This window comes from Pseudonocardia sp. HH130630-07 (assembly GCF_001698125.1).
Lineage (GTDB): Bacteria > Actinomycetota > Actinomycetes > Mycobacteriales > Pseudonocardiaceae > Pseudonocardia.
The window spans coordinates 2,572,691-2,594,601 of sequence record NZ_CP013854.1; the positions used below are offsets into that span (position 1 = coordinate 2,572,691).

General features: G+C 74.2%; 18 protein-coding genes and 2 pseudogenes. 6 read left to right on the forward strand and 14 right to left on the reverse strand.

Annotation, left to right across the window (positions count from 1 at the left end):
• Nucleotides 1-7: 7 nt before the first annotated feature.
• The gene (locus tag AFB00_RS12565; protein WP_068797391.1) at nt 8-1,873 is read right to left on the reverse strand and encodes an ABC transporter ATP-binding protein; all 1,866 of its coding nucleotides are present in this window, start codon (nt 1,871-1,873) and stop codon (nt 8-10) included.
• Nucleotides 1,874-1,951: 78 nt separating this feature from the next.
• Here AFB00_RS12565 and AFB00_RS12570 point away from each other — a divergent pair, with 78 nt between their 5' ends.
• Nucleotides 1,952-2,710, forward strand: a complete 759-nt coding sequence (locus AFB00_RS12570) for an ABC transporter ATP-binding protein (protein ID WP_068797392.1) — start codon at nt 1,952-1,954, stop codon at nt 2,708-2,710.
• Nucleotides 2,711-3,484: 774 nt separating this feature from the next.
• Nucleotides 3,485-4,954, forward strand: a pseudogene (locus AFB00_RS35795) (FtsX-like permease family protein); the annotation flags it as partial.
• 249 nt (nt 4,955-5,203) lie between these two features.
• Here the strand turns inward: AFB00_RS35795 and AFB00_RS33995 are convergent.
• The 6 genes from AFB00_RS33995 to lhgO form a co-directional block, all read right to left on the reverse strand.
• On the reverse strand, nt 5,204-6,415 hold the full coding sequence (locus tag AFB00_RS33995; RefSeq protein WP_083275480.1) for a multidrug effflux MFS transporter: 1,212 nt from the start codon (nt 6,413-6,415) through the stop codon (nt 5,204-5,206).
• A 109-nt stretch (nt 6,416-6,524) separates the two neighbouring features.
• Complete coding sequence (locus AFB00_RS12580; protein WP_231974354.1) at nt 6,525-6,980, reverse strand: carboxymuconolactone decarboxylase family protein; 456 nt, start codon at nt 6,978-6,980, stop codon at nt 6,525-6,527.
• 23 nt (nt 6,981-7,003) lie between these two features.
• A complete protein-coding gene (locus AFB00_RS12585; protein ID WP_068797395.1) occupies nt 7,004-7,471 on the reverse strand; it encodes an RrF2 family transcriptional regulator in 468 nt (155 codons plus the stop codon).
• A gap of 40 nt (nt 7,472-7,511) precedes the next feature.
• Complete coding sequence (locus AFB00_RS12590; RefSeq protein ID WP_068797396.1) at nt 7,512-8,177, reverse strand: fumarylacetoacetate hydrolase family protein; 666 nt, start codon at nt 8,175-8,177, stop codon at nt 7,512-7,514.
• A 144-nt stretch (nt 8,178-8,321) separates the two neighbouring features.
• The gene (locus tag AFB00_RS12595; RefSeq protein ID WP_068797397.1) at nt 8,322-9,095 is read right to left on the reverse strand and encodes an SDR family oxidoreductase; all 774 of its coding nucleotides are present in this window, start codon (nt 9,093-9,095) and stop codon (nt 8,322-8,324) included.
• A 37-nt stretch (nt 9,096-9,132) separates the two neighbouring features.
• Entirely contained in the window at nt 9,133-10,350 is a 1,218-nt protein-coding gene (gene lhgO, locus AFB00_RS12600) for an L-2-hydroxyglutarate oxidase (protein WP_068797398.1), read from the reverse strand.
• 146 nt (nt 10,351-10,496) lie between these two features.
• On the opposite strand from lhgO, the gene AFB00_RS34000 reads away from it, so the two are divergent.
• Nucleotides 10,497-10,775 carry a hypothetical protein gene (locus AFB00_RS34000; protein WP_068797399.1) on the forward strand — a complete coding sequence of 93 codons (279 nt, stop codon included), beginning with the start codon at nt 10,497-10,499 and terminating at the stop codon, nt 10,773-10,775.
• Here the strand turns inward: AFB00_RS34000 and AFB00_RS36175 are convergent.
• From AFB00_RS36175 to AFB00_RS12635, 5 genes and pseudogenes are all read right to left on the reverse strand, one after another.
• Nucleotides 10,730-11,908 (reverse strand): annotated as a pseudogene (locus AFB00_RS36175) (tripartite tricarboxylate transporter permease); the annotation flags it as partial. The gene AFB00_RS34000 and the pseudogene AFB00_RS36175 sit on opposite strands and share 46 nt — an antisense overlap.
• A 121-nt stretch (nt 11,909-12,029) precedes the next feature.
• Nucleotides 12,030-12,566, reverse strand: a complete 537-nt coding sequence (locus AFB00_RS12620) for a tripartite tricarboxylate transporter TctB family protein (RefSeq protein ID WP_068797402.1) — start codon at nt 12,564-12,566, stop codon at nt 12,030-12,032.
• Entirely contained in the window at nt 12,563-13,534 is a 972-nt protein-coding gene (locus tag AFB00_RS12625; protein WP_068797403.1) for a Bug family tripartite tricarboxylate transporter substrate binding protein, read from the reverse strand. Before AFB00_RS12625 ends, AFB00_RS12620 begins: the two co-directional genes overlap by 4 nt.
• Before the next feature lie 40 nt (nt 13,535-13,574).
• Nucleotides 13,575-14,357: an enoyl-CoA hydratase-related protein gene (locus tag AFB00_RS12630; protein WP_068800250.1), complete on the reverse strand. Its 783-nt coding sequence runs from the start codon at nt 14,355-14,357 to the stop codon at nt 13,575-13,577.
• The gene (locus AFB00_RS12635; RefSeq protein ID WP_442965855.1) at nt 14,357-15,523 is read right to left on the reverse strand and encodes a CaiB/BaiF CoA transferase family protein; all 1,167 of its coding nucleotides are present in this window, start codon (nt 15,521-15,523) and stop codon (nt 14,357-14,359) included. The genes AFB00_RS12630 and AFB00_RS12635 overlap by 1 nt, the downstream gene beginning before the upstream one ends.
• A gap of 162 nt (nt 15,524-15,685) precedes the next feature.
• Between AFB00_RS12635 and AFB00_RS12640 the strand changes: the two genes are divergently transcribed.
• Nucleotides 15,686-16,498 (forward strand): IclR family transcriptional regulator, encoded by an 813-nt coding sequence (locus tag AFB00_RS12640; RefSeq protein ID WP_068800252.1) that lies wholly within the window; start codon nt 15,686-15,688, stop codon nt 16,496-16,498.
• Between the two features lie 12 nt (nt 16,499-16,510).
• Here AFB00_RS12640 and AFB00_RS12645 read toward each other — a convergent pair whose 3' ends face one another.
• On the reverse strand, nt 16,511-18,496 hold the full coding sequence (locus tag AFB00_RS12645; RefSeq protein ID WP_068797404.1) for an acyl-CoA dehydrogenase family protein: 1,986 nt from the start codon (nt 18,494-18,496) through the stop codon (nt 16,511-16,513).
• Nucleotides 18,493-19,167, reverse strand: a complete 675-nt coding sequence (locus tag AFB00_RS12650; protein WP_068800253.1) for a TetR family transcriptional regulator — start codon at nt 19,165-19,167, stop codon at nt 18,493-18,495. The genes AFB00_RS12645 and AFB00_RS12650 overlap by 4 nt, the downstream gene beginning before the upstream one ends.
• 90 nt (nt 19,168-19,257) lie before the next feature.
• On the opposite strand from AFB00_RS12650, the gene AFB00_RS12655 reads away from it, so the two are divergent.
• A complete protein-coding gene (locus AFB00_RS12655) occupies nt 19,258-20,562 on the forward strand; it encodes an acetyl-CoA C-acetyltransferase (protein ID WP_068797405.1) in 1,305 nt (434 codons plus the stop codon).
• The gene (locus AFB00_RS12660) at nt 20,559-21,911 is read left to right on the forward strand and encodes a 3-oxoacyl-ACP reductase (protein WP_068797406.1); all 1,353 of its coding nucleotides are present in this window, start codon (nt 20,559-20,561) and stop codon (nt 21,909-21,911) included. Before AFB00_RS12655 ends, AFB00_RS12660 begins: the two co-directional genes overlap by 4 nt.

Sequence of the window (21,911 nt, forward strand, 5' to 3'; positions counted from 1 at the left end):
GCCGCCCTCACGCGGCGAGCGCACTGCCGAACTGGGTGCGGTGCAGCTCGGCGTAGCGGCCGTCGCGGGCCAGCAGCGCCGCGTGGCCGCCGCGCTCGACGATCCGCCCGCCCTCGAGCACCAGGATCTCGTCGGCGTCGCGGACGGTGGACAGCCGGTGCGCGATCACGATCGCCGTCCGGCCGTCGAGGGCCTCGGCGAGCGCGGCCTGCACGGCGGCCTCGGACGTCGAGTCCAGGCTGGCGGTGGCCTCGTCCAGCACCACCACCCGCGGCCGGGCCAGCAGCACCCTGGCGATCGTCATCCGCTGCCGCTCACCGCCGGAGAGCCGGTAGCCCCGCTCGCCGACGACGGTGTCCAGCCCGTCCGGCAGGGACGCGACCAGGTCGGTCAGCCGGGCCCGGCGCAGGGCGTCCCACAGTTCGCCGTCACCGGCGTCCGGGGCGCCGATCCGCAGGTTCGCGGCGATCGTGTCGTGCAGCAGGTGGCCGTCCTGGGTCACGAACCCGACCGTCCGGTGCACCGACGCCGCGGTCAGCTCCCGGACGTCGGCCCCGCCGATCCGCACCGCGCCCGACCCGGCGTCGTAGAGCCGGGCCACGAGCTGGGCCACCGTCGACTTGCCGGCCCCGGAGGACCCGACGAGCGCGACCATCCGCCCGGCCGGGACGCTGAACGACACGTCGTGCAGCACCTCCTCGCCACCGCGGGTGTCGAGCGTCGCGACCTCCTCCAGCGAGGCCAGCGAGACCTGGTCGGCCCTCGGGTAGGCGAACGAGACGCGGTCGAACTCGACACCGACCGGGCCGCCGGGGACCGGCCGGGCACCCGGTGCGTCGGTGATCATCGGCTCCAGGTCGAGCACCTCGAACACCCGCTCGAAGCTGACCAGCACGGTCATGATCTCCATCCGGGCACCGGCCAGCGCGGTCAGCGGCTGGTAGAGCCGGGTCAGCAGCAGTGCCAGCGCGACGACGTCGCCCGCGGACAGCGCGCCGGTCAGCGCGAACCCGCCGCCGACCCCGTAGACCAGGGCGACGGCCAGCGACGACGCGAGGGTCAGCGCCGTCACGAAGGTCCACTGCAGCATCGCCGAGCGCACCCCGATCGCACGGACCCGATCGGCCCGCTCGGCGAACTCCCGCGACTCCTGCTCCGGACGCCCGAACAGGGTGATCAGGGTGGCGCCGGGGGCGGAGAACCGCTCGGTCATCCGGGTGCTCATCGCCGCGTTGTGGTCGGCGGCCTCGCGTTCCAGCGCGGCCAGCCGGCGGCCCATCAGCCGGGCCGGGACCAGGAACACCGGCAGCAGCACCGCGGCCAGCAGCGTGACCTGCCAGGAGATGGTGAGCATCGCGGCCAGCGTCAGAGCCAGCACGACCAGGTTCGACACGACCCCGGACAGCGTGTCGGAGAACGCCCGCTGGGCCCCGAGGACGTCGGAGTTCAGCCGGGACACCAGCGCGCCGGTCCGGGTGCGGGTGAAGAACGCGACCGGCATCCGCTGCACGTGGTCGAAGACCGTGGTGCGGAGCTGGTGGATCAGTCCCTCGCCGAGATTCGCCGACAGCCAGCGGGTGACCAGGCTCAGCCCGGCCTCGGCGACGGCGGCGACGGCGATCAACGCGGCGACGGTCCCCAGCACCGACAGCGGCTCGCCGAGGTTGATCGCGTCGGTGGCCCGCCCGGCGAGCAGCGGGGTGGCGACGGTGAGCGCGGCCCCCACCGTGCTCGCGGCGAGGAACCAGCCCATCCGTCTGCGGTGCGGCCGGGCGAGCCGGAGTATCCGTCGCACCGTCTCCCCGGCCGGCCGGTTCTGCCGGCCCGGCTCGGAGCTGGCGTTGCGCATGGCCATGTAGATGCTCGCATCCATGTGGACACGATAAAACTTGAAGTCAACTATAGATCAAGCACGACGACGGTGGGGGGAATGCGGTATAGGCTCGCGTTCATGCCGGACATCACCGACGATCCGACCGCACCCGGGAGGACGACCGTGCGCGCGGTCGGCGTCCGGAAGACCTACGGCTCGGGAGACGCGCAGGTCACCGCGTTGCACGGGGTGAGCCTCTCGCTCTCGGCCGGGACGTTCAACGCCGTCATGGGGCTGTCCGGTTCGGGCAAGTCGACGTTGTTGCAGTGCCTGGCCGGGCTCGACCGGGCGACCGACGGGGTGGTGGAGGTCGACGGCCGCCGGCTCGCCGAACTCGGTGACCACGAGATGACCGCTCTCCGGCGTGATCACATCGGGTTCGTCTTCCAGAGCTTCAACCTCCTGCCCACGCTCACGGCGGAGGAGAACATCCGGCTGCCCGCGGAGATCGCGGGCCGCCGGATCGACGGTGCGCGGTTCGACGACGTCGTCGACCGGCTGGGCCTGCGGCGACGGCTGGGGCACCGGCCCTCCGAGCTGTCCGGCGGGCAGCAGCAGCGGGTGGCGGTCGCCAGGGCACTGGTGAACCGCCCGGCGGTGGTCTTCGCGGACGAGCCGACCGGCAACCTCGACTCGAACTCGCGGACCGATCTGCTCGAGTTCCTGCGGGTCTCGGTGCGCGAGTTCGGCCAGACCGTGGTGATGGTGACGCACGACCCGTACGCGGCGTCCTACGCCGACCGGGTCGTCTTCCTGCGGGACGGCGCGGTGGTGCACGACGTGTCCCGGCCGACGGCCGACGAGGTCCTCGACACGATGAAGAAGCTGGAGGGCTGAGCGGTGCGCCGACTGCTGCTGGCCGCCCTGCGCGCACACGGCCGCAAGCTGCTCCTGGCCGGTCTCGCCACGTTCATCGGGACGGCGTTCGTGGCGGGGACGCTGGTGGTGAGCGACACGCTGCGGGCGAACGTCGAGCGCACCGTCGTCGCGGGGGCCGCCCGGATCGACGTCGTCGCGGCGGCGACGAGCCGGCTCAGCCCGCTCACCGGCGAGGGGTTGCAGCGGATCCGGGAGACCGGCGGCGTCCGCTCGGCGGAGGGGCTGGTGACCGGTGACGTCTCGGTCCTGGGCGACGACGGCCGGCCGGTCCGCGAGCAGCCCGCCGGCTTCTCCGTGACGGTCCGCACCGACGTCGTCGCCGGCCGGGCGCCCGCCACGGACGGCGAGGTGCTGCTGGCCGAGCAGACGTCCCGGGTCCTCGGCAAGGGGGTCGGGAGCACGGTCGCGATCCTCGACTCCGCATCCGGCGAGCCGCGCCGGTTCGTGGTCTCCGGGCTCGCGGGCGTCGCCGGTCAGGGTGATCTGGTGCTGCGGGGTGGTGTCGGGATGACGCCCGGCGTCGCCGCCCGGATGACCGGGACGACCGGCTTCAGCGAGATCTACGTGCGCGGCGACGACCCCGCCGCTCTCGTGCCGCGGGTCGCCGCGGCGCTCGACGGCGCCCCGGCCACGGTGACCACCGGACGGGAGTACGCCGAGGCCCAGGCGGCGGGCAGCGGGCTCGATCCCGAGGTCCTGGGTACCGGCCTGCTGATGTTCGCGCTGGTCGCGATGCTGGTCGCGGTGTTCGTCATCCAGAACACGTTCACGATCCTGCTCGGGCGACGGACCCGGGAGCTCGCGCTGGCCCGCTGTGTGGGGGCGTCGCGCAGGCAGGTCTTCGGGTCGGTGCTGGCCGAGGCACTGGTGATGGGCGCCGCCGCCGCCGCGCTCGGGACGCTCGCCGGGATCGGGGCGGTGTACGCGGTGGTCCCGTTGATCCAGGTCTCCGGGGCGGCCGTCCCGGTCTCGGTCGTCACCGTCACCCCGGTGACGGTCCTCGTCGCGTCGCTCACCGGCGTGCTGGCCACCGTCGCCGCGGCCGTGCTGCCCGCGCGCGCCGCGACCCGGGTCCCGCCGGTGGCGGCGCTGCGCCGGGCCGTCGACGACCGGGTACCCGCCGGGCCGCCCGGGCGGACGGCCGGTGGGATCGCCCTCGGCGTGCTGGGCCTGCTGTGCACCGGGTTCGCACTGCTCAGCGACGGCCGGTTGTACCCGCTCGTGCTGGTCGGTGTCGGTGGCGCGCTGTTCTTCGGCGGTGTGGTCCTGCTGGGGCCGGTCGTCGTCGGGCCGCTCGTCGCCGTCGTCGGCCGGCCCCTCGGGCGGCTGTTCGGCGTGCCGGGGCGGCTGGCCGTGGCGAACGCGGCCCGCAGCCCGGCCCGCGCCGCGACCACGGTGCTCGCACTCGTCGTCGGGATCACGCTGACCACGGGTGTCTCGGTCATCACGCGGTCGCTGGAGGCGTCTGTCGCCGTGGGCGCGTCGCGCCTCGTGCCCGCCGACTACCTCGTCAGCCCGCCCGGGACGGGCCCGGGATCCGTGATCGCCCGCGGGGTCTACGACGACCTGCGCCGCGACGCCGCCGTCACCGCCGTGACCCGGGTCCGCGAGTCCCGGGTCACGACGGCCGGCGGGCCCGCACAGCTGAGCACGATGGAGGGGACGCTGACCCCGGCGGCCGCCGCCGCACTGGGCCCGGGACGGGTGGCGCTGCGCCCAGAACGGGCCGCGGAGCTGGGCACCGGGGTCGGCGGGACGATCACGGTCGTGGTCGACGGCCGTCCGGTCCCGCTCGTCGTCGACGCCCTGGTGACCGGCGAGGCCGTTCCCCGGATGATCGTCGGGAACGCGTTCTTCGAGTCGCTGTTCCCCGGCCGGGGCGACGCGGCGGTGCTGGCCGGGTTCGCACCGGACCTCCCGGCCGGGCAGTCGCGGGCGATCGTCGACCGGGCCACGGCGCAGGACCCCACCGTCCGGATCGTGTCCACGCTGGACGTGCGCGAGCGGGTCGCGGCGAACTTCGGCCAGGCGACGGCGCTCATCTCCGCACTGCTGGCGCTGGCCGTGCTCGTCTCGCTGGTCGGTGTGGCGAACACGCTGACGCTGTCGGTGCTGGAACGCACCCGGGAGTCGGCGATGCTGCGGGCGCTCGGCCTCGCCGCCTCCGGCCTGCGGACGATGCTCACCGCCGAGGCGCTGGTGTTCGGCGTCGCCGGCGGCCTGCTGGGGACGCTGCTCGGGAGCGGCTTCGGGATCGCGGCCGCCCGGGTGATCGACGACCGGGTGGTCGTGGACCTGCCGTGGGGCCTCATGGCACTGCTGGTCGGCGGTGTGCCGGGCTGGCCGCGGTCCTCGCCTCGGTGCTCCCGGCCCGCCGGGCCACCAGGGTGCCCGTCGTCGCCGCGCTGGCCGACGACTGAGCCCGTCGGATCAGGCCGCCACGGGGGTGGGCTACTCGTTCAGGTCCGGCAGCGTCCACGGCCGCACGACCAGCACCAGCGACAGCCCGGCCAGCGCGACCGAGGCGAACATGGCGGTGCCCATCGCCATCGCGTCGTTGCCGAGCAGGCCGACCAGCGGCGACGTCGCGGCGCCCAGCCCGAACTGCAGCGACCCGAGCAGCGCCGCGGCCGTCCCGGCGCTCTCCCCGTGCCGGGCGAGTGCCAGTGCCGGTGCGTTGGGCATCACGAACCCGCAGGCCAGCAGCATCACCCAGACGCCGACGAGCACGGCGGGGAGGCCACCGGTGCCGGTCGAGGTCAGGACGAACAGGACGAACCCGGCCAGTACGCCCGCGGTGATCCCGCCGGTCAGCACCCGGCGCGGCTCCAGGTAGCGCAGCAGCACCGGGTTCAGCTGGGTGCCGACGACCAGCCAGATCGCCCCGGCCCCGAACAGCAGCCCGAACGTCCCCTGGTCGACCCCGAACTGCTGCTGGAAGACGTAGGAGGCGCCGGAGACGTAGCTGAACAGTGCGCCCATCGCGAGCCCGGCGACGAGGACGAGGCCGACGAACGTCCGGTCCCGCAGCAACGTGCCGTAGGTGCGCAGGGTGGCGCCGAGGCGGGCCGGCCGGCGCCGGGCCGGGGGCAGCGTCTCCGGCAGCCCGTAGCTGACCACGACCAGCATGACCAGGCCGTACGCCGCGAGGAACAGGAACACCCCGCGCCAGGACACCCAGGTGAGCAGCCCGGCGCCGAGCGTCGGCGCGAGCACCGGCGCGGCGCCCATGACGAGCATCAGCCGGGACAGCATGCTCGCCGCCGCGCGGCCGGTGAACAGGTCACGGACGATCGCGAGCCCGACCACCGCGCCGGCCGAGGCGCCCGCGCCCTGCAGGACGCGCAGCAGGGTGAGCACCTCGATCGAGGGGGCCACCGCGACCAGCGCCGACGCGACGACGTGCAGCGCCGCCCCGGCCAGCAGCAGCGGGCGACGGCCGTACGCGTCGGACAGCGGGCCGATCAGGAGCTGACCCAGCGCCAGCCCGGCGAGCGTGCCGGTCAGGGTCAGCTGGACGGTCGTCCCGGCGGCGCCGAGGTCGCGGCCGACCTCGGGCAGCGCGGGCAGGTAGGTGTCGATGGTGAGCGGACCGAGCGCGATCAGCGCACCCAGGACGAGTGCGAGCCGTACCCGGCTCGGTGTGACGACGGCTGTGGTCACCGTTCTCCCCCTCGTGTGGCAACGCCTCGGTCCAACCTCACGAGGGGTGACCGGGATTCCGCCCCGGATCCATCGGGCCGGTGAGTGGGGTCACGCGAACGGCGTGTCGCTATGCCGCGCCGCGGTGGCTGCCCGCGATCTGCCTGGTCGTCACGCTGATCCGGTTCCAGGCGTTGATGGTGGCGATCGTGGTGACGACGAGGGCGAGCGACCGCTCGTCGAACACCGCGGCGGCCTCGTCCCACACGTCGTCCGGGACGCCCTCGGGGTTGTCCGCCAGCCGGGTCACGGCCTCGGTCAGCGCCAGCGCGGCCCGCTCCTCGCGGGTGAACCACGGCGCCTCCCGCCAGGCGGCGACCGAGTACAGGCGCTCGGGGCGCTCGCCGGCGTCGGCGGCCTCGTGGGAGTGCATGTCGACGCAGAACCCGCAGCCGTTGATCTGGCTGGCCCGCAACCGGACGAGTTCCTGGATCGGGTGCGGGAGGGCCTCGTCGTCGCGGGTGGAGCGCTCCAGCGCGGCCAGGGCGCGGTAGCTGTCCGGCACGTGCGAGTACGGGTTGGGCATGCGTGGTTCCACGGGAAACCCTTTCAGGTGAATGCGGCCCGGACGCGGTCCATCGCGTCCGGGGAGTACCGGAGGACGTCGGTGCCGACGTCGGCGAGCGAGCGCCCGGCGAGCTCGCGGCGCCAGGCCAGTTCGGCGCGGCGCATGCTCACCGAGATCGCGCACGAGCCGGAGTAGTCCCGGCCGGGGTCGCCACCGGGCGACGCCGAGAGGATCGAGGTGCAGCGGAACGCGCCCTCCCGGCCCTCCAGGGCGACCACGACGTCGAGCAGGGAGATCTCGGCGGCGGCCCCGGCGAGCCGGAAACCGCCGCGGGCGCCGGGCACCGACTCGCAGATCCCGGCCCGGACGAGTGCCTGCAACTGCTTGTTCAGGTAGGCGGGTGGCAGGTCGTAGTACGCCGCGAGCCGCTGGCCGGGCACCGGTGCGTCGACCCAGGCCAGGTTGAGGCAGCAGTGCAGCGCCCACTCGACGCCCTGTCCCATCCGCATGACCAGGACACTACATATCCAGGATAAAAAATGTCCAGGTTCAGGGACCGGTGACGACCGGGTTCGTCAGCTCCCCGACGCCCGGGATCCGGCAGCACGCCGTGTCGCCGGGGCGGATCGGGAGCGCACCCGGCGTGCCGGTGCAGAGCACGTCACCCGGGAACAGCGGCATCACCGCGCTGTGGAACGCCACCAGGAACGCCGGGTCGTAGCGCATCCGGGACACCGTGTTGCTCCGGTTCCGCGTGCCGACCGCGGTCGTCACCTCGATGTCGCCGATCCGGTCGAAGGTGGTCCGGACCTCGGCCATCGGGACCAGCTGCGGGCCGAACGACAGGAAACCGGGGAAGTTCTTGGCCCGGGTGAGGAAGCGCGGGTTGCGCGCCAGGATGTCCTCGGCGGTCTGGTCGAGCACGGTGGTCACCCCGAAGACGTGCTCGAGCGCGTCGTCGACGGACACGTTGCGGCACTCCCGACCGACGACCAGCGCCAGCTCGCCCTCGGTCGTGGTGCGGACGCTCTGCGGCGGGACCGGGATCGGCTCCCCGGGACCGATGATCGTGTGGTCGCCCTTGAGGAACGACGCCGGCTCGTCCGGGACGGTCTCGGCCAGGTCCGCGGCGTGGTCCACGTAGTTCAGCCCGATCCCCCAGATCTTGCGGGGGCGCAGGTAGGGCGCGGCGAACCGGAGCCGCCGGACGGGCACGAACTCCCCGTCCGGCGCGGCCCCGGCCGCGCGGGCCGCCGGTGAGCCGGTGCACCGGCACGGCCCCGCGGCCGGGGTCGATCAGGACGGCGGCCCGGTCGGGTCCGTCGACGACGGTGGCGAGACGCATGTGCGGGCTCCTGCTCACGGGGCGGCGACGAGGCCGCCGTCGCAGCGGATCTGGCTGCCGGTGACGTACCCGGCACCGGTGCCGGCGAGGAAGGCGACGACCGCCCCGAACTCGTCCGGGGTGCCGTACCTCCCGGCCGGGATGCCGCCCTCGGAGCCGGCCCTGGCCTGCTCCGGGGTCGTCCCGGCGCGCTCGGCGGCGATCCGGTCGAGGTGGGCCACCCGGTCGGTGTCGATCCGGCCGGGCAGCACGGTGTTCACCGTGACCCCGTCGACCGCGACCCGGCCGGCCAGCGTCTTGAGGTACGCGGCGAGCGCGGCCCGGCCGACGTTGGACGCGGTGAGCGCCGGGATCGGCTGCTGGATACCGCTGGAACCGATGGCGACGATCCGTCCCCACCCGGCCCGGCGCATCTCCGGCAGCACCTGCCCGACCAGCGCGACGTGCGGGGCGAGCAGCAGCTCGACCGCGGCCGCCGCGTCCGCGGCGGTGAAGTCGTCGGGCGCCCCGGGGGCCGGGCCGCCGCCGTTGAGCACGAGGACGTCGATCCGGCCGAACGCCGCACGGGCCGCCGCCGCCAGCCGGGCCGGGGCGTCGGGCTCGGTCAGGTCGGCGACCACCCCGGTCGAGCCCGGCAGCGACGCCACGACCTCGTCCACCCGTTCCGCGCGGCGCCCGGTGACGACGACCCGTGCCCCCTCGGCGGCCAGCGCCGCGGCGGACGCCCGGCCGAGTCCGGCCGTCGACCCCAGCACCAGCGCGACCCTGTCCCTCAGTCCGATGTCCATCCGGCCTCCGTGTCCGTACCCGCCCGCCGGCGCGGTGTCACCGGCGGGATCCCGTGTCCAGCACCGCGCCGACGACGTGCTCGGCGATCGCCAGCGCGGACGTCGCGGCCGGTGACGGTGCGTTGCGCAGCGCGGTGACCCGGCCCCGGGCCGAGATCCGGAAGTCGTCGACGAGCGAGCCGTCCGGGTCGATGGCCTGGGCCCGGATCCCGCGCGGCCCGGCGACGACATCGGCGGCCCGCAGCTCCGGCACGTACCGTCGGGCGGCCGCGACGAACCGGCGGGTGCTCACCGACCCGGCCAGCTCGCGGGCCCCGGTCGGCCAGTGCCGTCGGGCGAAGCGGCGGAACCCGGCGTCCGCCCAGGTCGCGCGCAGGTCGGCGACCGAGACCGTGCGCCACGCGTAGCCCTCCCTGGCCAGCGCGAGCACCGCGTTCGGGCCGACCATGACCTCGCCGTCGACCCGTGGGGTCAGGTGCACCCCGAGGAACGGGTACCGGGGGTCCGGGACCGGGTAGACCAGGCCCCGCACCAAGGCGCGGCGTTCCGGGCGCAGCAGGTGGTACTCGCCGCGGAACGGCACGATCCGCGGGGCGTACCCGTCGCCCGCCCGCTCGGCCGTCCGGTCGGAGTGCAGCCCGGTGCAGAGGACCACCCGGTCGAACCGCTCGCGCACCGGCCCGCCGTGCCGCCGCCCGGTGAGCACGACCTCGCCGGTACGCTGCTCGATCCCGGTCAGCTCGTGCCCGAGCGCGACGGTGCCGCCGTCCCGCTCGACGAGCCCGGCCAGCGCCCGGGTGACGCCCGGGAAGTCCACGATCGCCGTCCGCGGGGAGTGCAGGCCCGCGACCCCGCGGACGTGCGGCTCGATCTCGCGCAGCTCCCCGCCGGAGAGCCGCCGGACGCCGGGCACACCGTTGGCCCTGGCCCGCTCCTCGATCGCGGCCAGCCGCCCGGTCTCGGTGCCGTCGAGGGCGACGAGCACCTTCCCGCACTCGGTGTAGGCGATGTCGTGCGCGGCGCAGAACTCCCGCAGCAAGCCGACCCCGCGCCGGCACAGCGTCGCCTTGAGCGACCCCGGCGGGTAGTAGAGCCCCGCGTGCACGACGCCGGAGTTCCGGCCGGTCTGGTGCGCGGCGAGCCGGTCCTCCTTCTCCCAGATCGTGACCCGGGAACCCGGCGAGACCTCCTGCAGCCGGCGGGCGACGGCCGCGCCGAGGATCCCGCCCCCGACGACGGCGTACGAGCCGGTCACGGTTCCCCGCCCCGGTCCCGCTCCGGTGTGGTGGCCCGGTCGTCGCCGGCCCCGTCGCCGGGCGGTCCGGGTCCGCCGGGACGTCCCCGCGGCCGTCCGGGTCGCCGTGGGCCACCCGGCGCCGCCGACCGATCCGGGCGACCAGCGTGCCGAGGGCCCGGCGCACGCCCGCGGCGAACAGCGGGAACACCAGCAGCAGGACCAGTGCGACGAGCAGGACCTGCGAGGTCCCGCGCTCCAGGAAGATCCCGACCGAGCCGTTGGAGATGATCATCGTCTGGCGCAGCGTCTCCTCGGCCATCGGCCCCAGGACCAGCGCGATGACCAGGGCCGCGGGGGACATGCCGACCCGGCGCATGAAGAAGCCGAGCACCCCGCAGGCGAGCATGACGCCGACCTCGATGATCGAGCCGTTCACCGTGTAGGTGGCGACCACGCACATGACGATGATCGACGGCCCGAGGATCCGGAACGGCACCCTCGCCAGGCTCGCGAACGCCGGGATGCAGAAGATGTTGACCAGCAGCAGCATCACGTTGCCGAGGTACATGCTCGCGATCAGGCCCCAGGCGAAGTCCGGGTTCTGCTCCATCAGCAGCGGCCCCGGCTGCAGGCCCCACATGAGGAAACCGCCGATCAGCACGGCCGTCGACGCCGACCCCGGGATACCGAGCGTCAGCAGCGGCACCATGGCGCCGGAGGACGCGGCGTTGTTCGCGGCCTCGGGCCCGGCCAGGCCCGCCATCGCGCCCTTCCCGAACCGCTCCGGCCGCTTCGAGATCGACTTCTCGAGGTTGTAGGACATCAGCGAGGCGACCGTCGCGCCCGCGCCGGGCGCCACCCCCACGGCGAATCCCAGCGCCGAGCCGCGGGCGATCGGCCCGCGGGACTCGCGGTAGTCCTGCCGGGTCGGCCAGAACCCGCGCCCGGCGGCCGAGACCCGGAAGTACCCGGTGCGTTCGAGGTGGCCCCCGCGCCAGAGGGTGTGCAGGATCTCGCCGACGCCGAACAGGCCGATCGCGACCGGGACGAAGTCGATCCCGTTGATCAGCTCGACCGAGCCGAACGTGTAGCGCTGCTGGCCGGTGCCGATGTCGATGCCGACCGTGGCGATCGCGAAGCCGAGCAGTGCCGACAGCGCACCCAGCAGCCGGTTCCGGCCGACGATCACGATGATCGCGAGCAGCCCGATGATCACGACCAGGAACAGCTCCGGCGGCCCGAACGTCGCGGCTGCCGCGGCGGTGACCGGTGCGGCGAGGCTGATCAGGATCGCCCCGACGGTGCCCGCGACGAACGAGCCGACCGCGGCGATGACCAGCGCCGGACCGGCCCGTCCGGCCTTGGCCAGCGGATAGCCGTCGAACGTGCTGGCGACGGTCGCGGACTCGCCGGGTGTGTTGATCAGGACCGAGGTGATGGTCCCGCCGTACATCGAGCCGTAGTAGACCGCCGCGAGCATCACGATCGCGCCGGTCGGGTCGAGGGTGAGGGTCAGCGGCAGCAGGATCGCCAGGCCGGCCGACGGGCCGAGACCGGGGATCACACCGACGAGCATCCCGAGCAGCACGCCCGCGAGCAGGAGCAACAGGTTCGCCGGCGTCAGGATCGCCAGGATCCCCCCCGACGAGGTTGTCGAACACGTCCATGTGGTCCCGTCCGTCCTCGGGCCGCCCGCGTCAGAACGCGGGGAGGATGCCGCTGGGCAGCCCGGCGTTGAGCAGGGTCTGGAAGAGCAGGTGCAGGCCGAGCGGCAGCCCGACGGCGACGGCGGAGTTGGTGATCCACCGGCCCGGGTTGACCAGCGCCAGGATCCCGATCAGGAACAGCGCGGAGGACACGATCGCGCCGAGCCACACCAGGGTCAGCGCGAGCGCGGCCGCGGCGAACACGGTGACCGTCAGCAGCCCGGGGTGCCGGCCCAGCTCGGCGGCCCCGGCGTCGGACTCGTCGTCGACGGTCTCCGGCTCCGCCTGCGGGGACCGGATCGCCGCGACCAGCGCCCAGACCGTGACGACCAGCGCCGTGACCCCGAGGATCCGGGGGAAGTAGCCCGGCCCGATGCGTCCGGCCACCGTCGTCCAGTCCAGGGCGAAGGCCCGCTCGGTGTAACCGGCCAGCAGCACCAGCAGCACGAACAGGAAGACCGGTTTCGGTGCGAGCAGCCGGCTCCGCAGGCCGGTGCCGGTCACGGGGGCCGCGGCGGTGGTGGTCACAGCGCCCCCAGCTCGGTCAGCTTGGCCCGGAACTGTTCCTGGGTCTCCTGCAGGTAGGCGGTGAAGTCCGGGCCCCAGCGCTGGTCGTCGATCAGGTGGTTCTCGTCGAGGAAGCGCTGCCACTCCGGCGTCGCGGTGACCTTCTGCATCGCGTCGACCCAGAACGCCTGCGCCTCCGGCGGTGCGCCCGGCGGGAGGATGAGGCCGCGCGGCATGGACGGCACGTCCGGGATCCCGGCCTCGGTGGTGGTCGGCACCTGCTCCAGCGCGGGCAGCCGCTGTCCACCGGTGAACGTCAGGGGCGTGACCTGGCCGGCCTCGACCTGCCCCATGATCGACCCGGGGTTGGAGACCATGGCCTCGATCGCGCCGGACAACAGCGCGGTCTGCATCTGGCCCTCGTCGTTGAACGGGACGTACTCGATCCGGTAGCCCTTCGCCTCGGCGATCATCTGCTGGACGATGAAGTCGACGTTCACGGTCCCGATGCCGCCGACCACGGCGCTGCCCCGCTCCCTGGCGTGGGCGACCCAGTCGTCGAGGGTCCGCCACGGCGCGGTCCCCGCGGTCACCAGCAGTGCGTGGTCCGAGGCCAGCAGGCCGACCGGGGTGAAGTCGGTGGGCTGCCACCCGGTGTCGGCCTGCAGCGGGGTGGTGATGAACGACCCCGACGTCGTCGAGATCTCGTAGCCGCTGCCGCTCTGGCCGTAGACGTGGCCCCAGCCGCTCGCACCCGAGCCGCCCTCCCGGTTCTCCACCAGGATCCGGCCCGGGTACAGCCCCTCGCGCTGCACGATGTCGACCATGGTCCGGGCCATCAGGTCGTTGCCGCCGCCCGGGCCGAACGCGATCGTCCAGCTCAGGTCCTCCGACGGATAGGGGCCGGCCGGTGCACCGGCCCCGCACGCCGCCACGGACGTGGTCAGCGCCAGTACCGCGGCCGCGGCCAGGAGCCTCCTGACGAACATCGTTTCCTCCTCGTTGAGAAAAACACCGTTGCTGTCGGGGTCAGGACCACCGGAAGTCCGGGGGCCGCTTCTCCAGGAAGGCCCGCACGCCCTCGGCGAAGTCCTCGGTGCCGAACGAGGAGTTGCGCAGGCGCACCGACTCGTCGTCGTCGACGGTCTGGCCGGCCGAGATCCGGTTGACCATGACCTTGGCCGCGCGGACGCTGAACTGCGCCCGCGTGCACACGGTCCCGGCGAAGTCGTAGGTCGTCGCGGCCAGCTCCTCGGTGGGCACGACCTCGTCGAACAGGCCGAGCTCGGCGGCCCGCGCGGCCGGGATCCGCAGCCCGCCCATCAGCACCCACTTCGCCCGCGACGGCCCGACCAGGTCGACCATCCGCCGGGTGGACTCCAGGCTGTAGACCAGGCCGAGCTTGGCCGGGGTGATGGCGAACGACGCCGCGGTGTCGGCGAAGCGGATGTCGCAGGACAGCGCCAGCCCGGCCCCGCCGCCGATGCAGTAGCCGTGGATCATCGCCACGGTCGGCTTGGTGCAGCCCTCGATCGCCTGCTCGGCGGCGGCGACCTTCTCGTTGTAGGCCTTCGCGCGGACCGCGTCGCTGCGCTCCGCCTCGAACTCGGAGATGTCGGCACCGGAGGCGAACGCCCTGGTCCCGGCCCCGCGCAGGACCAGCACCCGGACCTCGGGATCGGCGTCCAGCCCGGCGACGATGCCGGGCAGGTCCCGGTACATCGCGGCGTTGATCGCGTTGTGCTGGGCCGGCCGGTTGAGCACGACGGTGGCGACCGCCCCGTCCCGCTCGACGACGACGTGGTCGGACATCACGCCGCCCCCGTCCCGGCGACGGGCGCCTGCCGGTCCGGATGGGCGTCGTAGAGCACCTCGGCCGCCGCGAGCTCGGCGATCCGCTCGTCGGAGTAGCCGGCCTCGCGCAGCACCTCGCCGGTGTGCTGACCCAGCCACGGCGCCGGGCCGCGCACCGCGAAGTCGATGCCGGAGAACCTGGTGGGCGGCGCGATCGTGCGCATCTCCCCGATGATCGGGTGCTCCAGGTCGACCACGGCCTCGCGCGCGGTCACGTGCGGGTCGCGCAGCGCCTCGTCGTAGGTCAGGACCGGACCGCAGGGGACACCGACCGCGTCGATCGCCGCGATCCACTCCTCCGTGCTGCGGGTGACGGTGATCCGCTCGATCTCGCTCTCCAGCTCGTCGATGTTCGCCATCCGGTCCGGCAGCGTGGCGAACCGCGGATCGGCCGCCCACTCCTGGCGGCCCAGCGCACCGAGCAGCCGGTGCCAGAGCCGGTCGTTGGCCGCGCCGACGGTCACGTAGCCGTCGCTGGTGCGGAACGCCTGGTACGGGGTCGAGCGCCGGTGCCGGGTGCCGGTCGGCTGCGGGACCTCGCCGCCGCCGAAGTAGGCACCCGACTCCCAGACCGTCCAGGCCAGCCCGGCCTCGACCAGCGAGATGTCCATGTACTGGCCCTCGCCGGTGGACGTCCGGTGCAGCTGCGCGGCCATGATCGAGTAGATGGCGGTGGAGCCGGCCGCGATGTCGTTGATCGCGATGCCGAACTTCGCGGGCCGCCCGCCGGGCTCGCCGGTCATCCGCAGGAACCCGACGACGCCCTGGGCCATGATGTCGAAGCCGGGCCGGTCACGGTACGGCCCGGTCTGGCCGAAACCGCTGATCGAGCAGTACAGGATGTCCTCGCGTACCGCCCGGACCGCGTCGTAGCCGATGCCGAGCCGGTCGGCGACGCCCGGGCGGAAGTTCTCGATCACCAGGTCGGCCTGCTCGGCGAGGCGCAGGAAGACCTCCAGGCCGCGCTCGTCCTTCAGGTCCAGCGACACCGACCGCTTGCTGCGGTTCGGCATCGCGAACGGGTAGCTCTCACCCTCGACCTTCGGGGCCAGCCGGCGGGAGTCGTCGCCGGTGCCGGGCTGCTCGACCTTGATGACGTCGGCGCCCAGCTCGGCCAGCACCATCGTGCAGTAGGGGCCGGAGAGGAACCGGGTCAGGTCGAGGACGCGGAACCCGGTGAGAGGACGGGTTGAACTTTCCCGTATTGCGGGATACCATGCCTTAATGCGGAAACAGTGGCAGGGGGCACGTCCGTCGTCAACCCTTTCGGGTGGCGGCGGGCGCCGGTGACGGCCCAGCGGGACGGAGTCCAGTCCATCGACCGGGCGGTCGCGATCCTGCGGTGCTTCGACGCGCAGCACTCCGCGATCGGCATCTCCGACCTGGCCCGGCGGACCGGGCTGTCGACCAGCACCACGCACCGGCTGCTCGGCTCGATGGTGAGCAACCGGCTGCTCGCGCAGGGCGGGGACCGCCGCTACCGGCTGGGTCCGCTGCTGCTGCAGCTGGGCCGGTCGGGGGCACTGCCGTCGTCGCTGCGGGACGCCGCGCGGCCGTTCATGGTCGCCCTGCGGGACGCGGTCGACGAGACCGTCGGCCTGCACGAGCTGCTGCCCAGCGGCGAGCGGATCGTGATCGACCAGGTGGAGAGCCGTCAGGAGCTGCGGCGGACCTACACCGACATCGGCATCCCCATCGCGCTGGTGCACGGGGCTCCGGGCAAGGCGATCCTGGCGACGCTGCCGTGGGCACGGCAGGAGGCCGCGCTGGCGGCGCCGATCGCGGCCGTCACCGACCTGACGGTCACCGATCCGGCCGATCTCGCGGGCCAGCTCGCGCAGTGCCGCGAGCGCGGGTACGCGGGCTCGGACTCCGAGCGGACCCCGGGGATCCGGGCGGTGGCGGCCCCGGTCTTCGACCACAGCGGCCGGGCCGTCGGCTCGCTGGGCATGTCGGTGCCCACCATCCGGATGGGTGACGAGCGGGCCGCCGAGCTGGGCCGTCGGGCCGCCGAGGTGGCGTGGCAGGTCTCGGAGGCGCTCGGCGCGACCCGGGCGGTGGTGGACGCGCAGCTGACGCTGGCCGCGGTCCCCGCCTGACCCGGGCCCGGGTCAGCCCGCCTCGACCTGCTCGGTCACCGGCGCGGCGGGGGCGCTCGGGCCGGGGGCCCACGCCTCGTCGTCGAGCATCGGGCAGGCCAGCCGGCTCTCCGGGACGCCGAACGCGTCGACCAGCGTCCGCGCGTGCGGGCGCAGCTCGGCGCACAGCTCGTTGACCAGCGGCCGGATCCGGCGGGACTCGGCGGCGGTGAGCCGCCCGGTCTCCAGGTACCAGGCCCGCTCGCGGTCGATCGTCGTCAGCACGTGCAGGTCGTGCACCCGCTCCAGGAGCCCCCGGACGCCCGGGTCGGCGATCCGCTGCAGCGCGTCGGCGAAGGACTGCTCGACCAGCGCGTCGACGTGCGCGCGGGCGGCGTCGAGCAGGAGGTCCTGGGCCGAGTTGAACACCGCGAACTCGTCGGCTCCCCCGCGCAGGGCCGGAGCCAGGTGCCGGATCGCGGTGGCCAGGGTGTCGGTGCGGCGCACCTGCAGCAGCGCGCGCCGCCGGGCCGGGTCGGTGAGGTCGAACCCGCGCAGCGGCAGCCGCCGGGCCAGCGACGCCACCCCGGTCCGTTCCGCCAGCACGCCCGCCAGCTGGCCGCCGAGCAGCGGCGCGATCCGCAGCGGGTTGCCCTGGCGGATCGTCCGGCCGTAGTCCGACAGCAGCTCCTTGGCCAGCAGCTGCAGCAGCACCGTGTTGTCACCCTCGAAGGTGGTGAACACGTCGGTGTCGGCCTTCAGGGCGGGCAGCAGGTTCTCCTCCAGGTAGCCGGCGCCGCCGCAGGCCTCCCGGCAGGTCTGGATGGTGTGCGTGGCGTGCCAGGTCGCGATCGCCTTGATCCCGGCCGCCGACTGCTCCAGCACGCGCTGCTCGCGGGCGCCGACCGGACCGGCGCCGGGTGCCTGGATGTCGTGCATCCGCTTCACCAGGTCGTCCTGGGTGAAGTGCAGGGCGTACGTCGTCGCCAGCGCGGGCAGCAGCTTGCGCTGGTGGGCGAGGTAGTCGAGGACGGCGATCTCCTCGCCGGTGCCGGGGTGGGAGAACTGGCGGCGGCGCTCGCCGAACCGCACGGCGAGCGCGAGCGCCTTCTGCGCCGCCCCGCCGGCGCCGCCCGCCACCGAGATCCGGCCGCGGACCAGGGTGCCGAGCATGGTGAAGAACCGCGCCGTCTCGTTCTCGATGGAGGAGGAGTACGACCCGTCCGCGGCGACGTCGGCGAACCGGTTGAGCAGGTGGGTCCGCGGGATGCGCACGCCGGAGAAGGACAGCCGCCCGTTGTCGACGCCGTTGAGCCCGGCCTTGCGCCCGTCGTCGGCGATGGTGACGCCGGGTTCGGGGTTGCCGTCGGTGTCGCGCAGCGGGACCAGGAACGCATGCACCCCGTGCCGGGTGCCCCGGGTGATCAGCTGGGCGAACACGACGGCCATCCGCCCGTCCCGCGCGGCGTTGCCGATGTAGGACTTGCGGGCCTGCGGGTACGGCGTGTCGACGACGAACTCCTGCGCCGCCGGGTCGTAGGTCGCCGTGGTGTGCAGGTGCTGCACGTCCGAGCCGTGCCCGGCCTCGGTCATCGCGAAGCAGCCGAGCAGCTCGCCGTCGATGATCCGGCGCAGGTAGCGCTCGTGGTGGCGCTCGGTACCCAGCACCTGCACCGCCCCGCCGAACAGTCCCCACTGGACACCGGCCTTGACCAGCAGCGACAGGTCGCCGTAGGCCAGCATCGAGAAGGCGGTGACGACGCCGCCGACGTCACCGGAGCCCCCGACGGTCGGGTCGAACCCGGTGTGCGGGCGGCCCGAGGAGGTGAGGATCTTCAGCGCGCCGGTGATGCGCGCCCGGTACTCCTCGGTGGTCAGGTCGCCGGCGCCGCGCAGGCCGTCGTCGTTCGCGGCGAGCTGTGCCCGGGTCTCCTCGCGGACGTGCGCCCACCGGCCGTCGACGACGGTGCGCAGCGCGCCCGCATCGACGTGTTCCGGTGCGACTCGGGTGCGGGTCATGGCTGAACCTCCACAGGGGACGCCAGGCCGGAGAGTCCGGACCAGGCCAGGTCGGTGAGGTGTGCGGTGAGCTGCTCGCGGGTCGTGCCGTCCGGGCGGGCCAGCCAGTCGTCGGCCGCGCCGCGGACCAGCCCGACGATCGCGTGCCCCCAGAACCGGGCGGCTCCGGTGCCCGCGGCGGGGGGCAGGTACCCGGCGATCGCGCCGGCCACCTCGTCACCGATCACCGACACCATGTCGTTCACCGGATCGGGGGTGTCCCCGGTGCCCGCGCGCCGGGCGGCGCCCTGGGCGAGCAGCGGCCGGTGCACGACGAACCGGTACAGCTCGGGATCGATCTCGATCAGCCGCAGGTAGGCGTCGATGCCGGCGGCGACCGCCGCGCGCGGCCCGGCGCCGGGGCCGGTGGACGCCTCCGCGGTGGCCCGCCGGACCTCGGCGAGCAGCACCCCGGCCACCGACTCGCAGATCGCGGTGTAGAGGCCGGCCCGGTCGCCGAAGTGCCGGTAGACGACGGTCTTGCTGGTGGCGGCCGACGCGGCGATCTCGTCCATGCCGACCCCGGCGCCGTCCCGCCGGATCGCGGTGACGGCCGCGCCCACCAGCTGGCCGCGCCGCTGTTCGCGGTGCGTGTCCCAGCGGCTGTCCCGCCTGTCCCGTCGCGCCTTCACGACACCCACAGTACCGTGTACCTTGGGTATCGTCTACCGGGTGGTAGCCGGGACCGTCGCACGCAGGTCCACTCCAGGAGGGACGTCCCCATGTCAGGCACTCCCCGGCGCGCCGCCGTCATCGGCGGCAACCGGATCCCGTTCGCGCGGGCCAACCGCGCCTACGCGAGCGCGTCCAACCTCGACATGCTCACCACCACCCTGGACGGTCTGGTGGCCCGCTTCGGGCTGGCCGGCGAGCGTCTCGGTGAGGTCGTGGCGGGCGCGGTGCTCAAGCACTCGCGGGACTTCAACCTCACCCGGGAGGCCGTCCTCGGGTCGCGGCTGAGCCCGTCGACCCCGGCCTACGACGTCCAGCAGGCCTGCGGGACCGGGCTGGAGGCGACGGTCGCGGTCGCCAACAAGATCGCCCTCGGGCAGGTCGAGTCCGGTGTGGCGGGCGGGGTGGACACCGCCTCCGACGCCCCGATCGCGGTGAACGACGACCTCCGCCGGGTCCTGGTGAAGCTGGCCGCGGCGCGGTCGGCGGCCGAGCGGGTCAAGCTCGTCGGGCAGCTGCGGCCCGGGCAGATCGTGCCGGAGATCCCGCAGAACTCCGAGCCGCGCACCGGCCTGTCGATGGGGGAGCACGCCGCCCGCACCGCGGCGGCCTGGGGCATCGGGCGCACCGAGTCCGACGCGCTCGCGGTGCGCAGCCACACGAACCTCGCCGCCGCCTACGACCGCGGCTTCTTCGACGATCTCGTCACCCCGTACCTGAAGCTGACCAGGGACGACAACCTGCGTCCCGACTCGACGGTGGAGAAGCTCGCGGCGCTGAAGCCGGTCTTCGGCACCGGCGACCCGGACGCGACGATGACCGCGGGCAACTCCACCCCGCTGACCGACGGCGCCGCGCTGGTCCTGCTCGGGTCCGACGAGTGGGCCGCCGAGCACCGCCTCCCGGTGCTCGCCCACGTCGTCGACGCCGAGACCGGCTCGGTCGACTACGTGCACGGCGAGGACGGGCTGCTCACGGCACCGGTGTTCGCGGTGCCGCGGCTGCTCGCCCGCAACGGCCTGTCGCTGCAGGACTTCGACCTCTACGAGATCCACGAGGCGTTCGCCTCGGTGGTGCTCGTGCAGCGCCGGGCCTGGGAGGACGAGCGGTTCTGCACCGAGCGCCTCGGCCTCGACGCACCGCTGGGCCCGATCGACGACGACCGGCTCAACGTCGCCGGGTCCTCGCTCGCGGCCGGGCACCCGTTCGCGGCGACCGGCGGGCGGATCGTCGCCACGCTGGCGAAGCTGCTGCGGGAGCGGGCCGACGCGCAGGGCTCCGACCAGCGTGGGCTCATCTCGATCTGTGCCGCCGGCGGCCAGGGCGTCGTCGCGATCCTGGAGGCGAAGAAGTGAGCGACCTGCTCGCGACCCTGTCCCACACCCCGATCGCCCGGCAGCTGGGCCTGCCGGCGATCCCGGCACTGCGCCGGCACCGGCCGGGGGACCCGCTGCTCGCCGGCCCGGTGCTGGTGGCCCCCATCGGGGACGGGCGGTTCGCCGCGGCGGTCGCCGCACTCGTCACCGAGCAGGGGCAGCAGGTGCTCACCGAGGCCGGGAGCGAGAAGCTGCACGGCGTCGTCGTCGACCTGGCCGGCGCCACGACGCTGGCCGACCTCGCCGCGGCCCAGCAGCTGCTCACCCCGGCGGTGCGCAGGCTCGGCCCGTCCGGCCGGCTGCTGCTGATCGGCGCCGAGCCCGGTGCCGCCGAGGGGGCCGAGGCCGCGGCCGTCGCGCAGGCGCTGGACGGCCTGGTCCGCTCGATCGCCAAGGAGCTGCGGTCCGGTGCCACGGCGAACCTGCTCGTGGCCGCCGCGGACGCCCCGCCCGCGGCGCTCGACTCCTCGGTGCGGTTCTTCCTGTCCGCGCGCTCGGCCTACGTCGACGGTCAGGTCGTGCACGTCGGCGCACCCGTCGGTGTCCCGCAGGAGCCGGTGGAGGTGGACGACCCGCGGGCCGAGGAGCAGCCGCTGGCCGGCCGGACCGCGGTGGTGACCGGCGCGGCCCGGGGGATCGGCGCGGCCATCGCCGAGACCCTCGCCCGGGACGGGGCGCGGATCGTCGCCGTCGACGTCCCGGCGGCCGGCGAGGGGCTGGCCCGGACGGCGAACCGCACCGGTGGCACGGCGCTGCAGCTCGACATCACCGCCGACGACGCCGCGACCCGGCTGCTCGGGCACCTCGCCGACCGGCACGACGGCGTCGATCTCGTGGTGCACAACGCCGGGATCACCCGGGACAAGCTGCTGGCCAACATGACGGCCGAGCGGTGGAACGCGGTGCTCGCGGTCAACCTCGGTGCCCAGCTGCGGATCAACGAGGCGTTGCTGGCCGCGGACTCCCCGCTGCACGAGGCCGGCCGGGTGGTCTGCGTGTCCTCGCAGTCGGGCATCGCGGGCAACCGCGGCCAGACGAACTACGCGTCCTCCAAGGCCGGGGTGATCGGGATGGTCCGGGCGCTGGCCCCGCGGTTCGGCGAGCGCGGCGCGACGATCAACGCCGTCGCCCCGGGGTTCATCGAGACCGAGATGACCGGCCGGATGCCGGTGGGCACCCGCGAGGCCGGCCGCCGGATCAACTCGCTCAAGCAGGGCGGGCTGCCGGTCGACGTCGCCGAGGCCATCGGCTGGTTCGGCCGGGCGGACTCGGGCGGGCTGAACGGCCAGGTCGTGCGGGTCTGCGGCCAGTCCATGCTGGGGGCCTGA

Bases quoted from the DNA above. Each gene is read 5' to 3' on its own strand.
- AFB00_RS12630 (WP_068800250.1), bottom strand. From the start codon at position 14,357: ATGTCCGACCACGTCGTCGTCGAGCGGGACGGGGCGGTCGCCACCGTC.
- AFB00_RS12655 (WP_068797405.1), top strand. From the start codon at position 19,258: ATGTCAGGCACTCCCCGGCGCGCCGCCGTCATCGGCGGCAACCGGATC.
- AFB00_RS12570 (WP_068797392.1), top strand. From the start codon at position 1,952: ATGCCGGACATCACCGACGATCCGACCGCACCCGGGAGGACGACCGTG.
- AFB00_RS12585 (WP_068797395.1), bottom strand. From the start codon at position 7,471: ATGCGGATGGGACAGGGCGTCGAGTGGGCGCTGCACTGCTGCCTCAAC.
- AFB00_RS12635 (WP_442965855.1), bottom strand. From the start codon at position 15,523: ATGGTGCTGGCCGAGCTGGGCGCCGACGTCATCAAGGTCGAGCAGCCC.
- AFB00_RS12625 (WP_068797403.1), bottom strand. From the start codon at position 13,534: ATGTTCGTCAGGAGGCTCCTGGCCGCGGCCGCGGTACTGGCGCTGACC.
- AFB00_RS12580 (WP_231974354.1), bottom strand. From the start codon at position 6,980: ATGCCCAACCCGTACTCGCACGTGCCGGACAGCTACCGCGCCCTGGCC.
- AFB00_RS12645 (WP_068797404.1), bottom strand. From the start codon at position 18,496: ATGACCCGCACCCGAGTCGCACCGGAACACGTCGATGCGGGCGCGCTG.
- AFB00_RS12595 (WP_068797397.1), bottom strand. From the start codon at position 9,095: ATGGACATCGGACTGAGGGACAGGGTCGCGCTGGTGCTGGGGTCGACG.
- AFB00_RS12565 (WP_068797391.1), bottom strand. From the start codon at position 1,873: ATGGATGCGAGCATCTACATGGCCATGCGCAACGCCAGCTCCGAGCCG.